Annotated in this window: 14 protein-coding genes; 8 read left to right on the forward strand and 6 right to left on the reverse strand. The window is 70.1% G+C overall.

Going from position 1 to position 16,288, the window contains the following annotated elements:
- Positions 1-154: 154 nt before the first annotated feature.
- The gene (locus ABIA35_RS45915; protein ID WP_370362211.1) at positions 155-679 is read right to left on the reverse strand and encodes a helix-turn-helix domain-containing protein; all 525 of its coding nucleotides are present in this window, start codon (positions 677-679) and stop codon (positions 155-157) included.
- 93 nt (positions 680-772) lie between these two features.
- Between ABIA35_RS45915 and ABIA35_RS45920 the strand changes: the two genes are divergently transcribed.
- Positions 773-1,222, forward strand: a complete 450-nt coding sequence (locus ABIA35_RS45920) for a hypothetical protein (protein WP_370362212.1) — start codon at positions 773-775, stop codon at positions 1,220-1,222.
- Between the two features lie 125 nt (positions 1,223-1,347).
- Here ABIA35_RS45920 and ABIA35_RS45925 read toward each other — a convergent pair whose 3' ends face one another.
- From ABIA35_RS45925 to gcvPA, 5 genes are all read right to left on the reverse strand, one after another.
- Positions 1,348-1,989 (reverse strand): GntR family transcriptional regulator, encoded by a 642-nt coding sequence (locus ABIA35_RS45925; protein WP_370344759.1) that lies wholly within the window; start codon positions 1,987-1,989, stop codon positions 1,348-1,350.
- Positions 1,990-2,099: 110 nt separating this feature from the next.
- The gene (locus ABIA35_RS45930; protein WP_370362221.1) at positions 2,100-2,846 is read right to left on the reverse strand and encodes an SDR family NAD(P)-dependent oxidoreductase; all 747 of its coding nucleotides are present in this window, start codon (positions 2,844-2,846) and stop codon (positions 2,100-2,102) included.
- Positions 2,846-3,961, reverse strand: coding sequence for an ATP-NAD kinase family protein (locus tag ABIA35_RS45935; protein WP_370362213.1), 1,116 nt, complete (start codon positions 3,959-3,961; stop codon positions 2,846-2,848). The genes ABIA35_RS45930 and ABIA35_RS45935 overlap by 1 nt, the downstream gene beginning before the upstream one ends.
- Before the next feature lie 76 nt (positions 3,962-4,037).
- Positions 4,038-5,600: an aminomethyl-transferring glycine dehydrogenase subunit GcvPB gene (gene gcvPB, locus ABIA35_RS45940; RefSeq protein ID WP_370362222.1), complete on the reverse strand. Its 1,563-nt coding sequence runs from the start codon at positions 5,598-5,600 to the stop codon at positions 4,038-4,040.
- Between the two features lie 5 nt (positions 5,601-5,605).
- Positions 5,606-6,946, reverse strand: a complete 1,341-nt coding sequence (gene gcvPA / locus ABIA35_RS45945) for an aminomethyl-transferring glycine dehydrogenase subunit GcvPA (protein ID WP_370344757.1) — start codon at positions 6,944-6,946, stop codon at positions 5,606-5,608.
- 92 nt (positions 6,947-7,038) lie between these two features.
- Between gcvPA and ABIA35_RS45950 the strand changes: the two genes are divergently transcribed.
- The 7 genes from ABIA35_RS45950 to ABIA35_RS45980 all read left to right on the forward strand — a co-directional run bounded on the left by ABIA35_RS45950 (position 7,039) and on the right by ABIA35_RS45980 (position 15,637).
- Positions 7,039-8,367 carry a sugar ABC transporter substrate-binding protein gene (locus ABIA35_RS45950; protein ID WP_370362214.1) on the forward strand — a complete coding sequence of 443 codons (1,329 nt, stop codon included), beginning with the start codon at positions 7,039-7,041 and terminating at the stop codon, positions 8,365-8,367.
- Positions 8,368-8,371: 4 nt separating this feature from the next.
- Complete coding sequence (locus tag ABIA35_RS45955; protein ID WP_370362215.1) at positions 8,372-9,334, forward strand: carbohydrate ABC transporter permease; 963 nt, start codon at positions 8,372-8,374, stop codon at positions 9,332-9,334.
- Complete coding sequence (locus ABIA35_RS45960) at positions 9,331-10,161, forward strand: carbohydrate ABC transporter permease (protein WP_370344754.1); 831 nt, start codon at positions 9,331-9,333, stop codon at positions 10,159-10,161. The genes ABIA35_RS45955 and ABIA35_RS45960 overlap by 4 nt, the downstream gene beginning before the upstream one ends.
- Positions 10,158-12,239, forward strand: coding sequence for a beta-galactosidase (locus tag ABIA35_RS45965; protein ID WP_370362216.1), 2,082 nt, complete (start codon positions 10,158-10,160; stop codon positions 12,237-12,239). The genes ABIA35_RS45960 and ABIA35_RS45965 overlap by 4 nt, the downstream gene beginning before the upstream one ends.
- A gap of 2 nt (positions 12,240-12,241) precedes the next feature.
- A complete protein-coding gene (locus ABIA35_RS45970) occupies positions 12,242-14,416 on the forward strand; it encodes a trehalase family glycosidase (protein WP_370362217.1) in 2,175 nt (724 codons plus the stop codon).
- Between the two features lie 178 nt (positions 14,417-14,594).
- Positions 14,595-15,014 (forward strand): thioredoxin, encoded by a 420-nt coding sequence (trxA, locus tag ABIA35_RS45975; protein ID WP_370362218.1) that lies wholly within the window; start codon positions 14,595-14,597, stop codon positions 15,012-15,014.
- Positions 15,014-15,637, forward strand: coding sequence for a class I SAM-dependent methyltransferase (locus ABIA35_RS45980; RefSeq protein WP_370362219.1), 624 nt, complete (start codon positions 15,014-15,016; stop codon positions 15,635-15,637). The genes trxA and ABIA35_RS45980 overlap by 1 nt, the downstream gene beginning before the upstream one ends.
- Positions 15,638-16,288 lie beyond the last annotated feature (651 nt).

A 16,288-nucleotide genomic window follows, 5' to 3' on the forward strand; every position in this document is an offset into this window, starting at 1 on the left:
GCTGGGGCCTCAGGAGCAGCGGGCGGGGTCTCGGAAGCAGCGCGCCGGGCGCCCTCGGGAGCAGCGCGAGCTTCGTCGCCGGCCGGACTGCGTGCCAGAAACCAGTCCGGCCTCGCTCCAGGCCACGCCGCCGACGCCGGCTGAAACAGCCGGCTCAGGCAGCCAGCGCCAGCATCACCGGCCCGCCCGCCGAGCGGCGCGTCGCCGACGTCCGCCGCACAGCCAGATCCTGATGTGCAGCCAGATCCTGATGTGCAGCCAGATCCCGCCGCGCCACCCAGGCCTGCCGCGTCGCCACCAGCGCCGCCTCCCGCCGCGCCCGCAGATCGAAGGCCACCGACTCGGCGAGCCCGCCGAGCGTCGTCCCGAGCGCGCCGGCGACCGCCGCGATCATCTCGCTCGACGGTTCCTTGAGCCCGCGTTCCACCTCCGAGAGGTACTGCGGCGAGATCCCGGCCCGGCCGGCCGTCTCGGCCAGGCTCTCCCGATGCTGCCGCCGCAGCTCACGCAACTGCTCGCCCAGCACCTCGCGCCACAGCGGCTCCGGCTTCGCGGGCTGCTCGGGCCTTGCCGACTGCTCGGGCTGAGCCGGCTGCTCGGGCTTCCGCGGCTGAGCGCGCTTTGCCGGCTGATCGGTGCGGCCGCCTTGGATCACGTGCAGTCTCAGAGGCTCGGTCATACTTCGAGCGTACGGATCCCAGGCGAGCGGAGTCCCGCTTGTCTGCTCTCAGCAGACACCGCTGCACAGAACGGGTGAGTTCAGGATGCGCGCATGACTCCCGAACCGGCCGAGCACGCCCGCTACCGCGGCTACCTGGAGGCTCTGTCGCAGGCGGGCGGCCCCGACGAGTGCTCCGTGATCAGCGCGGTGCTGGGCGATCCCGACCAGGTCATGGCCGATTCCGCGATCCTGCGCCACCTGGACCTCAGGGCGGCACAGATGGGTAGCGGCGCGGCCTTCACCGCCTGGTCCCGGCAGGTCGCCACGGCGATCAACGGACGCGAGCCGCTCGAGCGCCGGCTGCGCGAATGGTCACTGTTCGCGGACATCGACGCCGGGCGCCCCTGGAGCACAGCGGATCTGGGCGAAGCCTCGAACTGGCTTCAACTCCGAACCGCCGAGCACGCCGGATCCCACCGCGCGCTGACAGTCCTCGCAGGCCAGGGGCGAACCCGCCGCATCAGGAACGCGGCTCGCGCCCGCCTCGATCGGGCCGCCTAGGCGCCGGCCCGCCGACCTGCCGACCGGCGAACGCCGACTGCCGACCGCCGACCCGCCGACCTGCCGACCGGCGAACGCCGACCGCCGACCCACCCGCCGACCGCCCCATCCGTGCCCCGCCGCGCCTAACTCCCCAGCTTCTCCAAAATCCGGTGCATCCCGCTCTCCCAGTTGGCCTTCAAAGCCGCCACCGCGCCCGCCACGTCGCCGCCGGCCAGGCACTCCGCGATCTTCTCGTGCTCCGCCGCCGAGCGCTCGAGGACCTGGCGGTCGCCGACCACGACGCGCTCGTAGCGGTGCATCGTCAGCTTCAGGGTGGTGATCAGGTCCATCAGGCGGTCGTTGCCGCAGCCGGAGAGGAGTTGGTCGTGCCACTCGTCGTCGTAGCGCTCGATCACGCCGAGTTCGGCCTGGGGCGCCGAGAAGGCGTGCGCCTCCTCCAGGAGGCGGGGGGCGATCTGCTTCAGGTGCTCGGGGGGTGAGAGTTCCAGGGCCAGGGATTCCAGGGTGGCGATGATGGTGGTCAGGTCGCGGAACTCCTGGGGGCTCATCGGGGCGAAGCGGAAGCCCTTGCCGCGCTCGCTGATGATGATGCCCTCGCGCTCCAGGCCGATCAGGGCCTCGCGCAGCGGGGTGCGGCTGACGCCGAGGTCGGCGGCCAGGTGCACCTCGTTGATGGGCTGGTCCGGGTCGAACTCGCCCCGGCCCAGGCGTTCCAGGAGCACGTCCTTGATCTGCTCGCGGAGCGGCCGCCGCTCGATCGCCATCCCGATGTCACCTCTCCTGCACAGCCCGTCGTTCACATTGTTCCGCACTCCGGCCGGTTTTCGGCACCGGCACCCTGGTCAAGCGCTCAAGTCGGCGCCGCGCCGCCGCCTCAGGCCGTCCCGGCGCCGTCGACCGGGATCACCGCGCCGCTCACGAACGCCGCCGCCTCCGAGGCCAGGAACGCCACCATCTGCGCGATGTCCCGCGGCTGCCCGATCCGTCCCAGCGGTCGGTCGGCGGCATCGGCGTAGAACGTGTCGACCGCCTCCCCCAACTGGCGCGCCTCGTCGGCCAGCATCCCGGTGGCCGTGTCCCCCGGGCAGACGCAGTTCACCCGGATGTTCTGCGGCCCGTGGTCGATGGCCATGGCCCGCGTCATGTTCACCACGGCACCCTTCGACGCGCAATACGAGATCGCGCTCCCCCCGCCCTTGATCCCCCACCCCGACCCGGTGTTGACGATGCTCCCGCCCCCGGCCGCCGCCATCAGCGGCACCACCCGCCGGCTCATCAGCAGGATCGACTTCACGTTGACCGCCATCACCAGGTCCCAGTCGTCCTCGGCGATGTCCAGCACGGTCGAGCGCCGGATGATCCCGGCGTTGTTGAAGAGCACGTCGACACCCCCGTACGCGGCGACCGCGGCCTCGACGACGGCATCGCAGTCCGCCGCCCGCGACACATCGCAGCGCACGAACACACCCCCGACCTCCTTCGCCGCCTCCTCCCCGCGCTCGGCATCGAGGTCCGCGACCACAACACCCGCGCCGAGTTCGGCGAGCACCGCGGCGGTGGCCCGCCCGATGCCCGACGCCCCGCCGGTCACGATCGCGCTCTTGCCGGTCAGGTCGATCATCATGACTGCCTTTCACTCAGGGAACAGCTCAGGGGATTGCTCAGAGGATTGCTCAGGGGATAAAGGATCGTACGGCGCCACCCCGTGATGACCCGCACATACCGGGGGAACGCCTGGTCAAGCACATCGTCGCCGGTGTCGACGAGCAGCGGACGCCCGCCGAGCGCCACGACCTTCGCCTCGGTCGCCACGACGTGCAGCCGCTCCAGCCCCACCGCCCGCAGCACCTCGGGCGAGAGCTGCTGATTGCCCCGCCCGAGCAGGAACCCCTGCCCGCCGATGGGGGTCAGCGCGATGTGCGCCGGCCGGCCGGAGACGAGGTCGAGAAGCCGGTCCGCGCCGACATCGGAGGCGACAATCTCGTCCCCCTCGATGACGTTCACGCCGAGCACCGGAACCTCCAGGCCCCAGACGGCAGCGACCGCGCGGGTGGTCGTCCCGGGACCGAGGACAAGCAGATCGCCGGGACTCAGCAGCGCACGAAGCTCGGTGGCGATCCCGGAGACCGCATCGGGCGTGACACTCGAACCACCGATCTTGCGCTGCTGAACGCGGGCCGGGACATCGGGCACACGCAGGTAGCCGAACAACCGCGGCGAACCGTCCACCCGATCGACGACCTCGGCATCGCGCACCCGCGTCGCGATCGCGGCCACCTCGCCGGCCGCCCGAGGATTCACGGCGAACACCGCCGAGTGCATCTTCACCCCGGTCGGGATCCCGAGCACCGGCACCGCATCGCCGACCGCCTCCAAGACGTCGCGCGCCGTCCCGTCGCCGCCGGCGAACAGCAGCAGATCGACCCGCGACGCCAAAGCCCGGGCCGCCGCGACGGTGTCCGCGGCCGAGGTCGGCTCACCGGCGGAGAAGACCACCTCGGGCGCCAACCCGGCAGCACGCGCTGCCTCCTCGCCCATCGCCCCGGCGACGGTCAGCACGGCGACATCCCGCCGCCGCGCAGCCAACTCGGACAGTGCGACCGCCGCGCGCTCGGCGGCACGGGGCACCGCACCCAACGCGAAAGCCCGTGCCTGCACCTCCGCGCCGTCGCTGCCCTTGAGGCCGACCCGGCCGCCGACGCCGGCGACCGGGTTCACCACGAGCCCGACTCTCACGAGCCCGGTCCCGATTGATTGTTCGCAACGCCGGCCCGGAAGTCGGCGACCGGGGTGGCGTCGGTCAGCACGCCGCTCACCCAAGCTTCCGCTGATAAGCCCGCCACGTCACGGCCCACGTCCCCGGATCCTCCAGCGACGCGTCCCGCATCTGGTGGATCGGCCCGTTGTGCGGCGCGGTCCGCACCACCTCAGGGTTCTCATAAGCCTCGCGCGCCACCTCCGCCAGGATCGCCGCGTACTCGTCCAGGTCCGCCTGCGAGTACGACTCCGTCGGCTCCAGCGTCATCGGCTCCGGTACGAGGTAGGGGTGGTGGCTCGTCCAGTAGTGCGTGCCGAAGTCCGACACCCGGTAGCCGATCTGCTCGGAGTGGACCCCGGTATCCGCGTTCAGCTTCTCCCAGCTGTACCGCGCCTGCTCGACCCGCCGCCGGCCGCGCGCGTACGGCAGCGACACCCCTTCGATCTCCAGCACCTTCGCGATCAGGTAGTTGTTGTTCAGCACCGAGGTCTCGGCGACCGCCCGCAGGCCCTCGCCGCCGAGGGCCATGATCCACGCGTAGGCCCGCACCAGGTTCGGCACCACGCCGTAGTACGGCCGGATCTTGCCGATCGACTCCGGCCGGTCGTCGTCGAGCCGGTAGCGGGTCCCGTCGAACTCGATCGTGGGCCGCGGCAGGAAGGGGACCAGGGCCGAGGTCACCGCGGACGCACCCGCCGCCGGGCCGCCGCACATGTGCGGGGTCGAGAACGTCTTGTGCAGGTTGAAGTGGCACAGGTCGAACCCGGCGTCCCGGGCCCGGGTGATGCCCAGGATCCCGTTCGCGTTGGCCTGGTCGTAGCAGCACAGACCGCCGACGCCGTGCACCAGCCGCACGAACTCCTCGATCCGCGGGTTGAAGATGCCCGTGTCCTCGGGGTTCGTGATCAGCAGCGCGGCCGTGCGCGGCCCGACAGCGGCCCGCAGCGCCTCGATGTCGGGGTACCCGTCGGCGTCCGGCATCAGGGTGATCACCTTGTACCCGGCGGTCTTCGGCGCCGCCGCGTTGGTGGGGTGCGAGAACTGGGTCGTGATGATCTCGTCCCGCACACCGTCCTCGCCGCGCGAGGCGTGGTATGCCCGGATCATCGACACGTTCGCGTAGATCGCCGAGGACCCGGACCCGGGCTGCAACGACACCCGGTCCATCCCGGATATCTCCTTCAGCAGCCCTTCGAGCCGGTACAGGATCTCCAGCACGCCCTGCACCGTTCCCTCATCCTGCAACGGATGCAGTTCGGCGATGCGCGGGTCCCGGACGAAGGAGTCGTTCACCTTCGGGCTGTACTTCATCGTGCACGTGCCCTGCCCGATGTCGACGTTCAGGTCGACGCCCAGCGTCTCCTGCGAGAGGCGCATGTAGTGCCGCAGCACGTGCGGCTGCGACATCTCCGGCAGCGCCGGCGCGGCGGGCCGCGCGAGCCCCGCGGGCAACGCCGGCACCGGAAGGTCCGTGCGGGGCACCTCGACCCCCCGCTCCCCCGGGCTGTCCAGCTCGAAGATCAGCGGCTCGTCCCACCGGGCCTGGTGGAACCGCCGCAGCCGCGGCTTGGGCGCGATCCGCGCGTCGGCGGGCGAAACAGGGGTGTGCGGCGACAGCGCGCTCACTTGGCGATCTCCTCAAGAACGGCGGCGAGGCGGTCGATGTCCTCGCGCGTGTGGATCTCGGTCACGCAGAACAGCGCGTCGGTCTCGGACAGCACCTTGCCGCCCTGGATGCCCTGCTCCAGAAGCAGGGCGTTGATCTCGGACGCGGTGCGCGACCCGGTGAAGCGGACCACGAAGTCGGCGAACGACACCGACGCGGCATTCGGCGCCGAGACGGACGGCACCGCCGCCAGCCGTTCCTGGGCGTAGGCCGTCAGCGCGAGGATGGTCTCCCCGATCTCCCGCATCCCGCGCGGTCCCATCAACGCGAGGTAGACGCCGGCCATGATCCCGTTCAGGGCGGCCGCGGTCCCGACCCATTCCTTGCCCTGTTCCCGCAACGCGAACGACGTCCGGTCGTAGTACACGTCGCCGAACCCGTACTCGCCCTCGACCACCGTCGGCACCACGCCGAACAGCCGCGAGGGGAACTCCCGCACCAGGCGCTGCTCGTCCCGCGTGGCGATGAACCCGGCGGCGCCGCCCCCGAAGCTCATGCGGATGCCCAGCGGCTGGATGTCGCCGCAGACGATGTCCGCGCCGTAGGACGCCGGGGAGGCCACCACGCCCAGCGAGATCGGGTTGCAGCCGACCACGAACAACGCGCCGACCGCGTGCGCCCGCTCGGAGAGCAGCGGCAGCGCGGGATCCAGCACCCCGTGGTAGTTCGGGGCCTCGATGTAGACGGCGGCGACGTCGGCGCCGACCACCAGGTCGGCGGCCTGCCAGCCGTCGTGGGTGCCGTCCAGGACCTCGACGTCGTGGTCGGGGCGGACGAAGTCCTCGATCTTCGACAGCTTGTCCGGGTCGACCGGTCCGACGACCAGCAGCCGCCGGCGGCCGGTGGCGCGGCCGGCCATGCGCAGCGCGGTGCCCGCCGCCTGGAAGCCGTCGTAGGTCGGGACGTTGACGACGTCCAGCTCCAGCAGTTCGCCCATCAGCGACTGGTACTCCCACAGCGCCTGGAAGCGGCCGTGGTCCTCGTACGGCTCGCCGGCATAGGCGGTCAGGAACTCGCTGCGGTTGCCGACCTCCTCCACCACCGCCGGCACGTGGTGCCGGTAGCAGCCGGCGCCCAGGAAGCTGAGCTCGGCCGGCTTGTTGCGGGACAGCAGACGGTCCATGTGCCGGACCAGTTCGGCTTCCGAGCGCAGCGGCGCCGGCAGGTCCAGGGGCCGGTGCAGCCGGATCGCGTCGGGGATGTCGGCGTAGAACTCCTCGACACTCGACGCGCCGATCGCCGCCAGCATCCGGGCTCTGATCTCGGGGTCGCTGTTGGGGATGTACGGGTGGCCCACAGGTTGCCTCGCTCTTACCTCTTGACGGATGGCCGTCATACAGTGTGCTGTATACAGCATTCAGTATTGCGGCAAGGGAGGGCACGGTGTCAATGTCAATGCGGACAAGTCGGCGTTCGGTGCTGCGAGCGGGCGTCGGGGCCCTCGCGGTCGCGGTGACCGGCGGATGCGCGACCGGCGGCGGGAAGAAGACGCCCGCGCCGACGGTCAAGACCGGGGCACAGGCCCAGGTCGGCGGGAGCATCACGGTCTGGTCCTGGGACGTGGCGGCCAAGGCCCTCAAGCGCCTGGCACCGGCCTTCGAGCAGCAGCACCCGGGTGTGAAGGTGAACGTGGTCGACATCGGCTACGACAACGCCTACGACAAGATCACCGTCGGGCTGAAGTCGGGCGCCGGGCTCCCGGACGTCCTCCAGGTCGAAGGACCGAAGATGCAGAGCTACATCGGCACCTTCCCCAGCGGCTTCTACGACCTCAGCACCCTGGCCGGTCCGCTGAAGTCCCAGTTCAACGCCGCCGCCTGGGCCACCGGCACGGACACCGCCGGCAAGGTGTACGCGCTCCCGTGGGACATCGGGCCCTGCGGCGTCTTCTACCGGATCGACATCTTCCAGCAGGCGGGCGTCGACCCGTCGTCGATCCGGACGTGGGACGACTACGTCGCGGCCGGTGTCCAGATCAAGGCCAAGACCGGCAAGAAGCTGCTGGTGATGGACCCCACCGGGGACAGCACGTTCCCGATGATGCTCCAGCAGGAGGGCCAGGGCTACTTCGTCGACGGCAAGATCGCGGTGGACACCCCGGCGGCCCTCAAGGCGATGGGCGTCCTGAAGGAGCTCAGCGACAAGGGCCTGGTCGACTACGAGAAGGGCTGGGACGCGCTGGTCGCGGCCACCAAGGACGGCAAGGTCGCCACCACCCCGACCGCGGTCTGGTGGTCCGGCACCCTCACCGACGAGATGCCCGAGCTGAAGGGCAAGTTCGGCGCGATACCACTGCCGGCCTTCGCTTCCGGCGGCGTGCGTACCTCCAACAACGGCGGCTCGCTGCTGAACATCTCGGCGCAGAGCAAGAACTCGGCGACGGCCTGGGCCTTCATCCAGTTCTGTCTGGCGAACGCCGACAACCAGGTCTCGATGCTGAAGAACGAAGGCATCTTCCCCGCCTTCGAGCCGGCCCTCTCAGACCCCTACATCACCGGCCCCCAGGACTACTACGGCGGCCAGACCACCTTCAAGACCTTCGCCGATCTGGCCAAGGACATCGCCCCGGTGGAGTACACCGGCGACTACTCCAAGGCCGGCGACCTGGTCACCGACGCCACGAACTCGGTGCTGCAGGGCGGCAAGGACCCGAAGTCGGCACTGGACTCGGCCGCGCAGCAGATCGCCTCCGCGACCGGCCGGCAGATCGCGCAGTAGCGCCATGGCCACCGCCACAGCCGCACAACAGCGCCGCCGCTCGCCGACCGAGCCCGCAACCAAGTGGGGAGTTCCCCACTTCCGGATCGTCCACTGGGCCTTCGCCGGCCCGGCAGCAGCCCTGTTCGTCTTCTTCTTCGCCTATCCCCTCGGCGCCAGCCTCTATCAGAGCTTCACCAGCGACGACGGCGGCGTTCAGACGTGGGCCGGCCTGGCCCAGTACCGCCGCATGCTGCACGACCCGGTCTTCTGGAAGTCGCTGTGGAACACCGGCCTGCTCCTGGTCTTCCAGGTCCCGCTGATGATCGGGCTGGCGCTGGTCCTGGCCTGCGTGCTGAACCAGTCCTGGCTGCGCTTCAAGGGGACCTGGCGCATCGCCTTCTTCCTGCCCTCGGTCACGATGCTGGTCGCCTACGCCGTCGTCTTCCGGGTCCTGCTCAAGACCGACGGCGGCATGGTCAACCAGGCCCTCGGCTGGTTCGGGGTGAGCCCGGTGGACTGGCTGAACAACCCGGTGTGGGCGCGGGTGGCGCTGATCGGCACCATCACCTGGCGCTGGACCGGCTACAACGCGGTGATCCTGCTCGCCGGGCTGCAAGCCATCCCCAAGGAGCAGTACGAGGCCGCCGCGATCGACGGCGCGGGCGCCGTGACTACGTTCCGCAAGATCGTGATACCGCAGCTGCGGCCGGTGATCCTGTTCTGCTCCATCACCTCGACCATCGGCACGCTCCAGCTGTTCGACGAGAACTTCGTCCTGACCAAGGGCGGCCCGGACAACGCCACCATGACGCCGGTCCTCTACCTCTACAAGGTCGGCTTCGACCAGATGGACTTCAGCTACGCCTCCGCCATCGCCTGGGCCGTGGTGCTGATCATCGGTGTGTTGTCGGTGCTCCAGTTCAGGTTCTTCGGGCAGTCGGACCGCGCCGCGAGCACGGCCAGGTCGGAAAGGAGGCGGGGATGACGGTCGATCCGAAGCTCCTGCGCCGCTGGTTCATCCTGCTGCTGCTGACGGTCGGCGCGCTGGTCAGCATCCTGCCGTTCTACTGGATGGTGGTCGCCGCCACCCACAGCAACGACGAGCTCTTCCACTCCCCGCCGCCGTTCGTCCCCGGCGGGCACTTCATCAGCAACATCAAGGCCCTGGAGCACTCGATCGGCTTCAGCCGGGTGATGCTGAACAGCGTCGGCATCGCCGTCGTCTACACGCTGGCCAGCGGCCTGATCTCGGCGATGGCCGGCTACGGCCTGGCCAAGTACCGCTTCCGGGGCCGCGGGCTGCTCCTGGGCCTGGTGCTGACCACCATGATGGTGCCGTTCCAGGTGCTGCTGGTCCCGCTGTTCCAGATGATGTCGAACCTGGGCTGGGTCAACAGCTACCAGGCGGTGATCGTGCCGTTCCTGGCCAACTCGTTCGGCATCTTCCTGATGCGCCAGGCCTTCCTGGACTTCCCCGACGAGCTGATCGAGTCGGCGCGCATCGACGGCTCCGGCGACATCCGCACCTTCTACCGGATCGTGCTCCCTGTGGTGAAGCCACAACTCGGGGCCCTGGCGATCTTCACCTTCATGAGCCAGTGGAACGCCTTCCTGTGGCCGCTGCTGATGCTGGATTCCCAGGACAAATACACCGCACCGGTCGCCCTCTACACCTTGGTCGGCGGGACGCATGTGGACTATTCGGGCCTGATCCTCGGCAGTTTCCTGGCAACCCTCCCTCTGATGCTCATTTTCTTTATCTTCCAGAAGCAGTTCGTATCCGGCTTGTTGGGAGGAGCGGTCAAGGAATGATCACGCGTGTAGAAGGTCTTTTGTATGGAGCGGACTACAACCCGGAGCAGTGGCCGGAGTCCGTCTGGAAGCAGGACGCCAACCTGATGCGGGACGCCGGCGTCACGATGGTGACGCTCGGGGTGTTCTCCTGGGCCCGGCTGCAGCCCGCCGAGAACGAGTGGGACTTCGCCTGGCTGGACCGGCTGATGGACCTGTTCGACAGCCGGGGCATCGCGGTGGACCTGGCCACGGCCACCGCCTCGCCGCCGGCCTGGTTCGTGCGCCAGTACCCGGAGACGCTGCCGGTCACCGCCGACGGCGTGCGCCTGGAGTTCGGCTCGCGGCAGCACTACTGCCCCTCGTCCCCGGTCTACCGCGAGGCGGCGACCAAGCTGGCCCGCGCGATCGCCGAGCGGTACGGCGAGCACCCGGCGCTGGCCCTGTGGCACATCCACAACGAGTACGGCGACCACGTCACCGAGTGCTTCTGCGACGTGTCGGCCGCGGACTTCCGCCGCTGGCTGCGGGAGCGCTACGGCGACGACATCGCGCAGCTGAACTTCGCCTGGGGCGCGGAGTTCTGGTCCCAGCGGTACTCGGACTTCGCGCAGATCGAGCCGCCGCGCACGGCCCCGGGGCCGGTCAATCCGGGGCAGCTGCTGGACTGGCGCCGGTTCAGCTCCGACGCCCTGCTGGCCTGCTTCCTCGCCGAGCGCACGGTCCTGAAGGAGGTGACGCCGGAGATCCCGGTCACCACCAACTTCATGTCGATGATGAAGGACCTCGACTACTGGAAGTGGGCCGCGCACGAGGACGTGGTCTCCGACGACGCCTACCCCGACCCGGCGGACTCCTCCGCCCACGTCCAGGCGGCGATGAACTACGACCTGATGCGCTCGCTCGGCGGCGGCAAGCCCTGGCTCCTGATGGAGCAGGCGCCCTCGGCGGTGAGCTGGCGCGCGGTGAACGTGCCGAAGACCCCGGACCAGCGGCGGCTGTGGTCGTTGCAGACCGTGGCGCGCGGCGCGGACGGCGTCATGCACTTCCAGTGGCGGGCCTCGCGCGCCGGCGCGGAGAAGTTCCACAGCGCCCTGCTCCCGCACGGCGGCACGCAGTCGCGGGGATGGCGCGAGACGGTCAAGTTCGGCGAGGAGCTGGCGAAGCTGACGGAGGTCGCCGGGAGCCGGATCGAGAGCACGGTCGCGATCGTCCTGGACTGGAACTCGTGGTGGGCGCTGGAGGCCGAGGACCACCCCTCGGCGCGGGTACGGCTCAAGGAGCAGATCCTGAGCTGGTACTCGCTGCTGCACCGGTGGAACCACGTCGTCGACTTCGTGCCGCCGGACGCGGATCTGAGCCCTTACAAGGTGGTGCTGGCGCCGAACCTGTATTCGGTGAGCACCGAGAACGCTTCCCGGCTGTCCGACTACGTGTACGGCGGAGGGTATCTCGTCGTCGGCTACTTCAGCGGGATCGTCGACGAGCTCGACCACATCCACCAGGGTGTCGACGGAACCGGCGGCGGATACCCCGGGCCGCTGAAGGACGTGCTCGGGGTGGCCGTGGACGAGTGGTGGCCGATCCCGGACGGGCGCTCGGTCGAGGTCTCCTTCGTCGCCGACGAGGAATCCTCGCAGGCGAAGAAGAAACACAAGCACAGCTACAGCATCGGGTACCACCGCACGCCCTCGGCGGTGCGCTGGAGCGAGTGGATCGGCGCGACCACGGCCCGGGCCGTCGCGCACTACACCGAGGGCGCGCTGAAGGGCCGCCCGGCGGTCACCTGCAACGACTTCGGCGAGGGCCGGGCGTGGTACGTCAGCTGCGATCTGGGCGGGGACATCGAGAAGGTCCTCGCCGAGGCCGTGCGCCCGGCCGTGGTGTGGCCGTCCCTGGCCTCGTCGCTGGCGTTCAGCGGGGTCGAGGTGGTCTGCCGCAGCTCGGAGTCGCACCACTACTACTTCCTTCTCAACCACGGCGACAAGCAGGTCGACCTGGGCTCCGCCGTGCCGTTCGGCGCGGTGAACCTGCTGACCGGCAGTCGTCCCGCCCATCTGGCCGCACAGGGTGTCGCGGTCCTGAAGGTAGGAAGGTGATCATGTCCCGTTCGCTGCGGGCCCTGGCCGGGCTGGTGCTCGGCGTGGGTCTCGTACTTCCCGTGACCGCGGCCTCGGCCGGGCCGCCGCAGAAACCCGATTCCCCTGGGTCCTTCGCCAACGTGCTGGACCTCCAGGGCGTGCCGAGCGTGGCGCTGCCCGGGGATCCGGCGACCGACGTCAACCCGATCGGCGTGTTCGCCGACCGCGGCGCGTGGCACGCCTACGCCCTGCCGAAGGCCGGGGACACGTCCTCGTACGGGGCCTTCACCGGTCCGCTGTACATCGCCCAGGAGTACCCGTGGTGGCTGAGCAAGGGGATCAGCCACCTGACGCTCTCGGAGAACGGCCGCGCCATCGACCTGGCCTCGGCGACGGACCCGGTGTTCACCTCGCTGCCGGGGATGTTGCAGCAGAGCTTCGACGTGGACGGCCTGCACGTGGTGATGCAGCTGCGCTACGCGAGCGACCGGACCGCGCTGGTGCAGGCGTTCGTGGAGAACACCAGCGGCCACGCCCGGAAGGTCGGCGCGGGCTGGACCGGCTCGCTGCTGCGCCCGGACACCGAGCCGATGAAGAGCGCGCCCTCGCTGCACGCGACGTCCACCGGCGTCTCGGTGGGCTTCGCGAAGGTGCGGCAGACCTGGGACTACCTGACCGACGGGACTGAGAAGTTCCAGGTGACGCACGCCGAGCCGGTGACCACCTCGGTGGCCGGCGACGCGTACACCACGGCGCTGGACGCCCCGCTGAAGCTGGGCCCGCACGGCCGGCAGACGCTGACCTGGACCGAGTCCTACACCTTCACCGGCGCCGACTACGCCGCCGAGCAGCCGGTGATCGCCAGGACGCTGCGCTCCCCCGGCGCGGTCGTGGCGGCCGACGAGCAGCGCTGGCGCGGCTACGTGGCCTCCGCGGTCCGCGGCGTCCCGGCCGCGCGCCAGGCGCTGGCGGTGAAGTCGGTGGAGACGCTGACGACGAACTGGCGCAGCGCCGCCGGGGCGTTGCAGCACGACGGAGTCACCCCGTCGATCTCCAACAAGTGGTTCAGCGGATTCTGGGCCTGGGACACCTGGAAACAGGCGGTCGGCACGGCGGTCTTCGACCCGGCCCTGGCCGAGTCGCAGATCCGGTCGATGTTCGACTACCAGGTCACCAGCGCCTCGGCGGACCGTCCCCAGGACGCCGGCATGATCCCGGACTGCATCTTCTACAACGACCCGGCCCAAGGCGGCGGCAACTGGAACGAGCGCAACTCCAAGCCGCCGCTGGCCGCGTGGGCGGTGTGGTCGGTGTACGAGGAGAGCGGGGACGTCAGCTTCCTGAAGGAGATGTATCCGAAGCTGGTGGCGTACCACGACTGGTGGTACCGCGACCGCGACCACAACAACGACGGCCTCGCGGAGTACGGCGCGACGGTCGACCCGCAGAACGTGACCGGGGAGGACAAACGCCAAGCCGCGGCCTGGGAGAGCGGCATGGACAACGCGCCGCGCTTCGACGCCGCCCTTGGCGCCGGTGTGGTGGACAACACCGACGCGGCCGGGAAGGTGGTCGGCTACTCGCTGACGCAGGAGTCGGTGGACCTGAACTCCTACCTGGCCGCCGAGGACGGCATCCTCGCGCAGATGGCCGCACGTCTGGGACACCCCGCAGACGCCGCGCGCTATCAGGCTTCGGAGAAGCAGGTCGGGGCGGCCGTGCGGCAGAAGATGTACGACCCGGCCACCGGCTGGTTCTACGACGCCTCCCTCACCACCGGCCAGCCCCTGACCGCGCGCGGCCGGGGCATCGAGGGCGCGATCCCGCTGTGGGCGGGCATCGCGACCCCGGCGCAGGCGGCGGCGGTACGGGCGAAGCTGGTGTCGCCGACCGAGTTCGACACGCGGCTGCCGTTCCCGACGGTCGGGGCGAGCTCGCCGTACTACGACCCGACGGGCTACTGGCGCGGCGCGGTGTGGCTGGACCAGGCGTACTTCGCCCTGGAGGGCCTGAAGCGCTACGGCTACACGGCCGACGCGACGGCGCTGGCGGCGAAGCTGCGTGGCAACGCCGAGGGCATGATGGGCGACGGGCCGCTGATGGAGAACTACAACCCGGCGGACGGCTCGGCGATGAACTCGCGCGGGTTCAGCTGGTCGGCGGCGATGCTGCTGGAGTTGGACCACCAGAGCTAGACGGTCCGGTCGTCGAGCCGCGGATTCCCACCTCGGGAGTCCGCGGCTCGGCGTTTTCACTGTGGCGGACGTGGCGCTTCCGGCGACGGCGGCGCGCCGGAATACTCCCCACCCCCGTCCGGTTATACCCTGCGGGGTATCCGACCGAGACCCCGTCGAGCAGCGAGGAGGCACGGCTGTGGCCGTCGTGGAACTGACCAAGGACACCTTCACCGAGACGATCGAGGGCGAAGGCATCAAGCTCGTGGACTTCTGGGCCGAGTGGTGCGGGCCGTGTCGGTCGTTCGCGCCGGTGTACAAGAAGGCCGCCGACAAGCACGAGGACATCGTCTTCGCCAAGGTCGACACCGAGGCCGAGCAGGAGCTGGCGATGGCGTTCGACATCCGCTCGATCCCGACGCTGATGATCGTGCGCGACGGCGTCACCCTCTACCAGCACCCCGGCGCGCTGCCGGAGTCGGCGCTGGAGGACCTGATCGCCCAGGCCCGCGCCCTGGACATGGACGAGGTGCGCAAGGCCCTGGCCGAGCGGGCCGCCGAGGGTGCGGACGCCGGCGCTGCCGCCGAGAGCGCCGACGCCGAGAGCGCCGCCGTCTGATGACCGCCGCCGAGGACCGCGACACGTGGGAGCGGTACTACGACCAGTCCCAGTCCGTGTGGGGCTGGGCTCCGAACCGCTTCGTGGCCGAGGTCCTCGGCCCGCTGCCCGCCGGCCGGGCGCTGGACCTGGCCGCCGGGGAGGGACGCAACGCGCTGTGGCTCGCGGGCCTGGGCTGGCACGCCACCGCCGTCGACTTCGCCGAGAACGCCCTGGCGCGCGGCCGGGCCCAGGCCGCCGAGCACGGCCTGGACGTCGAGTGGGTCCTCGCCGACGTGCTGGACCACCGGCCCCCGGACGGCGCCTACGACGCCGTCGTGATCGCCTACCTGCACCTCGACGCCGAACCCTTGGCCGCCGTCCTCCGCGACGCCGCGAAGGCGCTGGCGCCCGGCGGCACGCTGGTCGTCGTCGGCCACGACGTCACCAACATCGCCGACGGCGTGGGCGGCCCGCAGGACCCTGCGATCCTTTACACGCCCGAGCGCGTCACCGGCGCCCTGGAGCACTTCAGCGATCTGAAGATCGCCCGCGCCGAGCGCGTCCACCGGCAGACCGACCGCGCCCCGCAGCCGGCCATCGACACCCTCGTGGTGGCCCAGGCGGCGGATGGTTCCCCATAACAGGCGCCCCTGGCTTTTGTGTGGGTCGGGGTGGGGGTGTTGGTGCGGTTGGGTGGTGGGTTTTAGAGGCTTTTTATACGGCTTCGCGCAGGGTTTGCGGGATCCGTTGGTGGCGCGGGTCGGGGGTGGTGCTGGTTTCGCGGGGCGGCGGTGGTGTGGGTAGGTGGTGGGGTCTACTGCGACAGTCAAGGGCAACTGCGAAGGTCAAGGGCAAGGTCAAGGGCTTGAAGGGCGCCTCCGGCGGCGCCTGCGCGGCGAGCGGCCTCGCTCCGGGGAGTGGGGGCCGCGTAGTCGGCTGCCGGTTGTTGCTTGTGGTCGCCTCTGTCCCGGATTCCCCGTCGCATCGTCGCCTTACGGAAGCAGACCGGTCCGGTGGTATCAAGTCGGATCGCCCAGCTGGTGGCCGGGTATCAGCGACTTGACACCACCGGCCCGGCCTGCTTGGCTACGCCCGCCGACGCGACGGGGAATCCGGGACAAACCCACCTGTGGGAACAGTTCCCACACCACACGCACACACCGCCCGGCCGCCGCTGTGCCTCACCGAGTGGACCCCGTCCACACCACAGACCGGGGTTGTCCCGGATTCCCCGTCGCTTCGGCGGTGCTTGCACAACCATCCCGGCCTGGGCGGTGTCCAGCCGAACGAAA

Origin of the sequence: Catenulispora sp. MAP12-49 (assembly GCF_041262705.1) — a bacterium.
Taxonomy (GTDB): domain Bacteria; phylum Actinomycetota; class Actinomycetes; order Streptomycetales; family Catenulisporaceae; genus Catenulispora.

Bases quoted from the DNA above. Each gene is read 5' to 3' on its own strand.
- ABIA35_RS45965 (WP_370362216.1), top strand. From the start codon at position 10,158: ATGATCACGCGTGTAGAAGGTCTTTTGTATGGAGCGGACTACAACCCG.
- ABIA35_RS45920 (WP_370362212.1), top strand. From the start codon at position 773: ATGACTCCCGAACCGGCCGAGCACGCCCGCTACCGCGGCTACCTGGAG.
- ABIA35_RS45915 (WP_370362211.1), bottom strand. From the start codon at position 679: ATGACCGAGCCTCTGAGACTGCACGTGATCCAAGGCGGCCGCACCGAT.
- ABIA35_RS45960 (WP_370344754.1), top strand. From the start codon at position 9,331: ATGACGGTCGATCCGAAGCTCCTGCGCCGCTGGTTCATCCTGCTGCTG.
- ABIA35_RS45980 (WP_370362219.1), top strand. From the start codon at position 15,014: ATGACCGCCGCCGAGGACCGCGACACGTGGGAGCGGTACTACGACCAG.
- ABIA35_RS45925 (WP_370344759.1), bottom strand. From the start codon at position 1,989: ATGGCGATCGAGCGGCGGCCGCTCCGCGAGCAGATCAAGGACGTGCTC.
- ABIA35_RS45970 (WP_370362217.1), top strand. From the start codon at position 12,242: ATGTCCCGTTCGCTGCGGGCCCTGGCCGGGCTGGTGCTCGGCGTGGGT.
- ABIA35_RS45950 (WP_370362214.1), top strand. From the start codon at position 7,039: ATGTCAATGCGGACAAGTCGGCGTTCGGTGCTGCGAGCGGGCGTCGGG.
- ABIA35_RS45955 (WP_370362215.1), top strand. From the start codon at position 8,372: ATGGCCACCGCCACAGCCGCACAACAGCGCCGCCGCTCGCCGACCGAG.
- ABIA35_RS45930 (WP_370362221.1), bottom strand. From the start codon at position 2,846: ATGATCGACCTGACCGGCAAGAGCGCGATCGTGACCGGCGGGGCGTCG.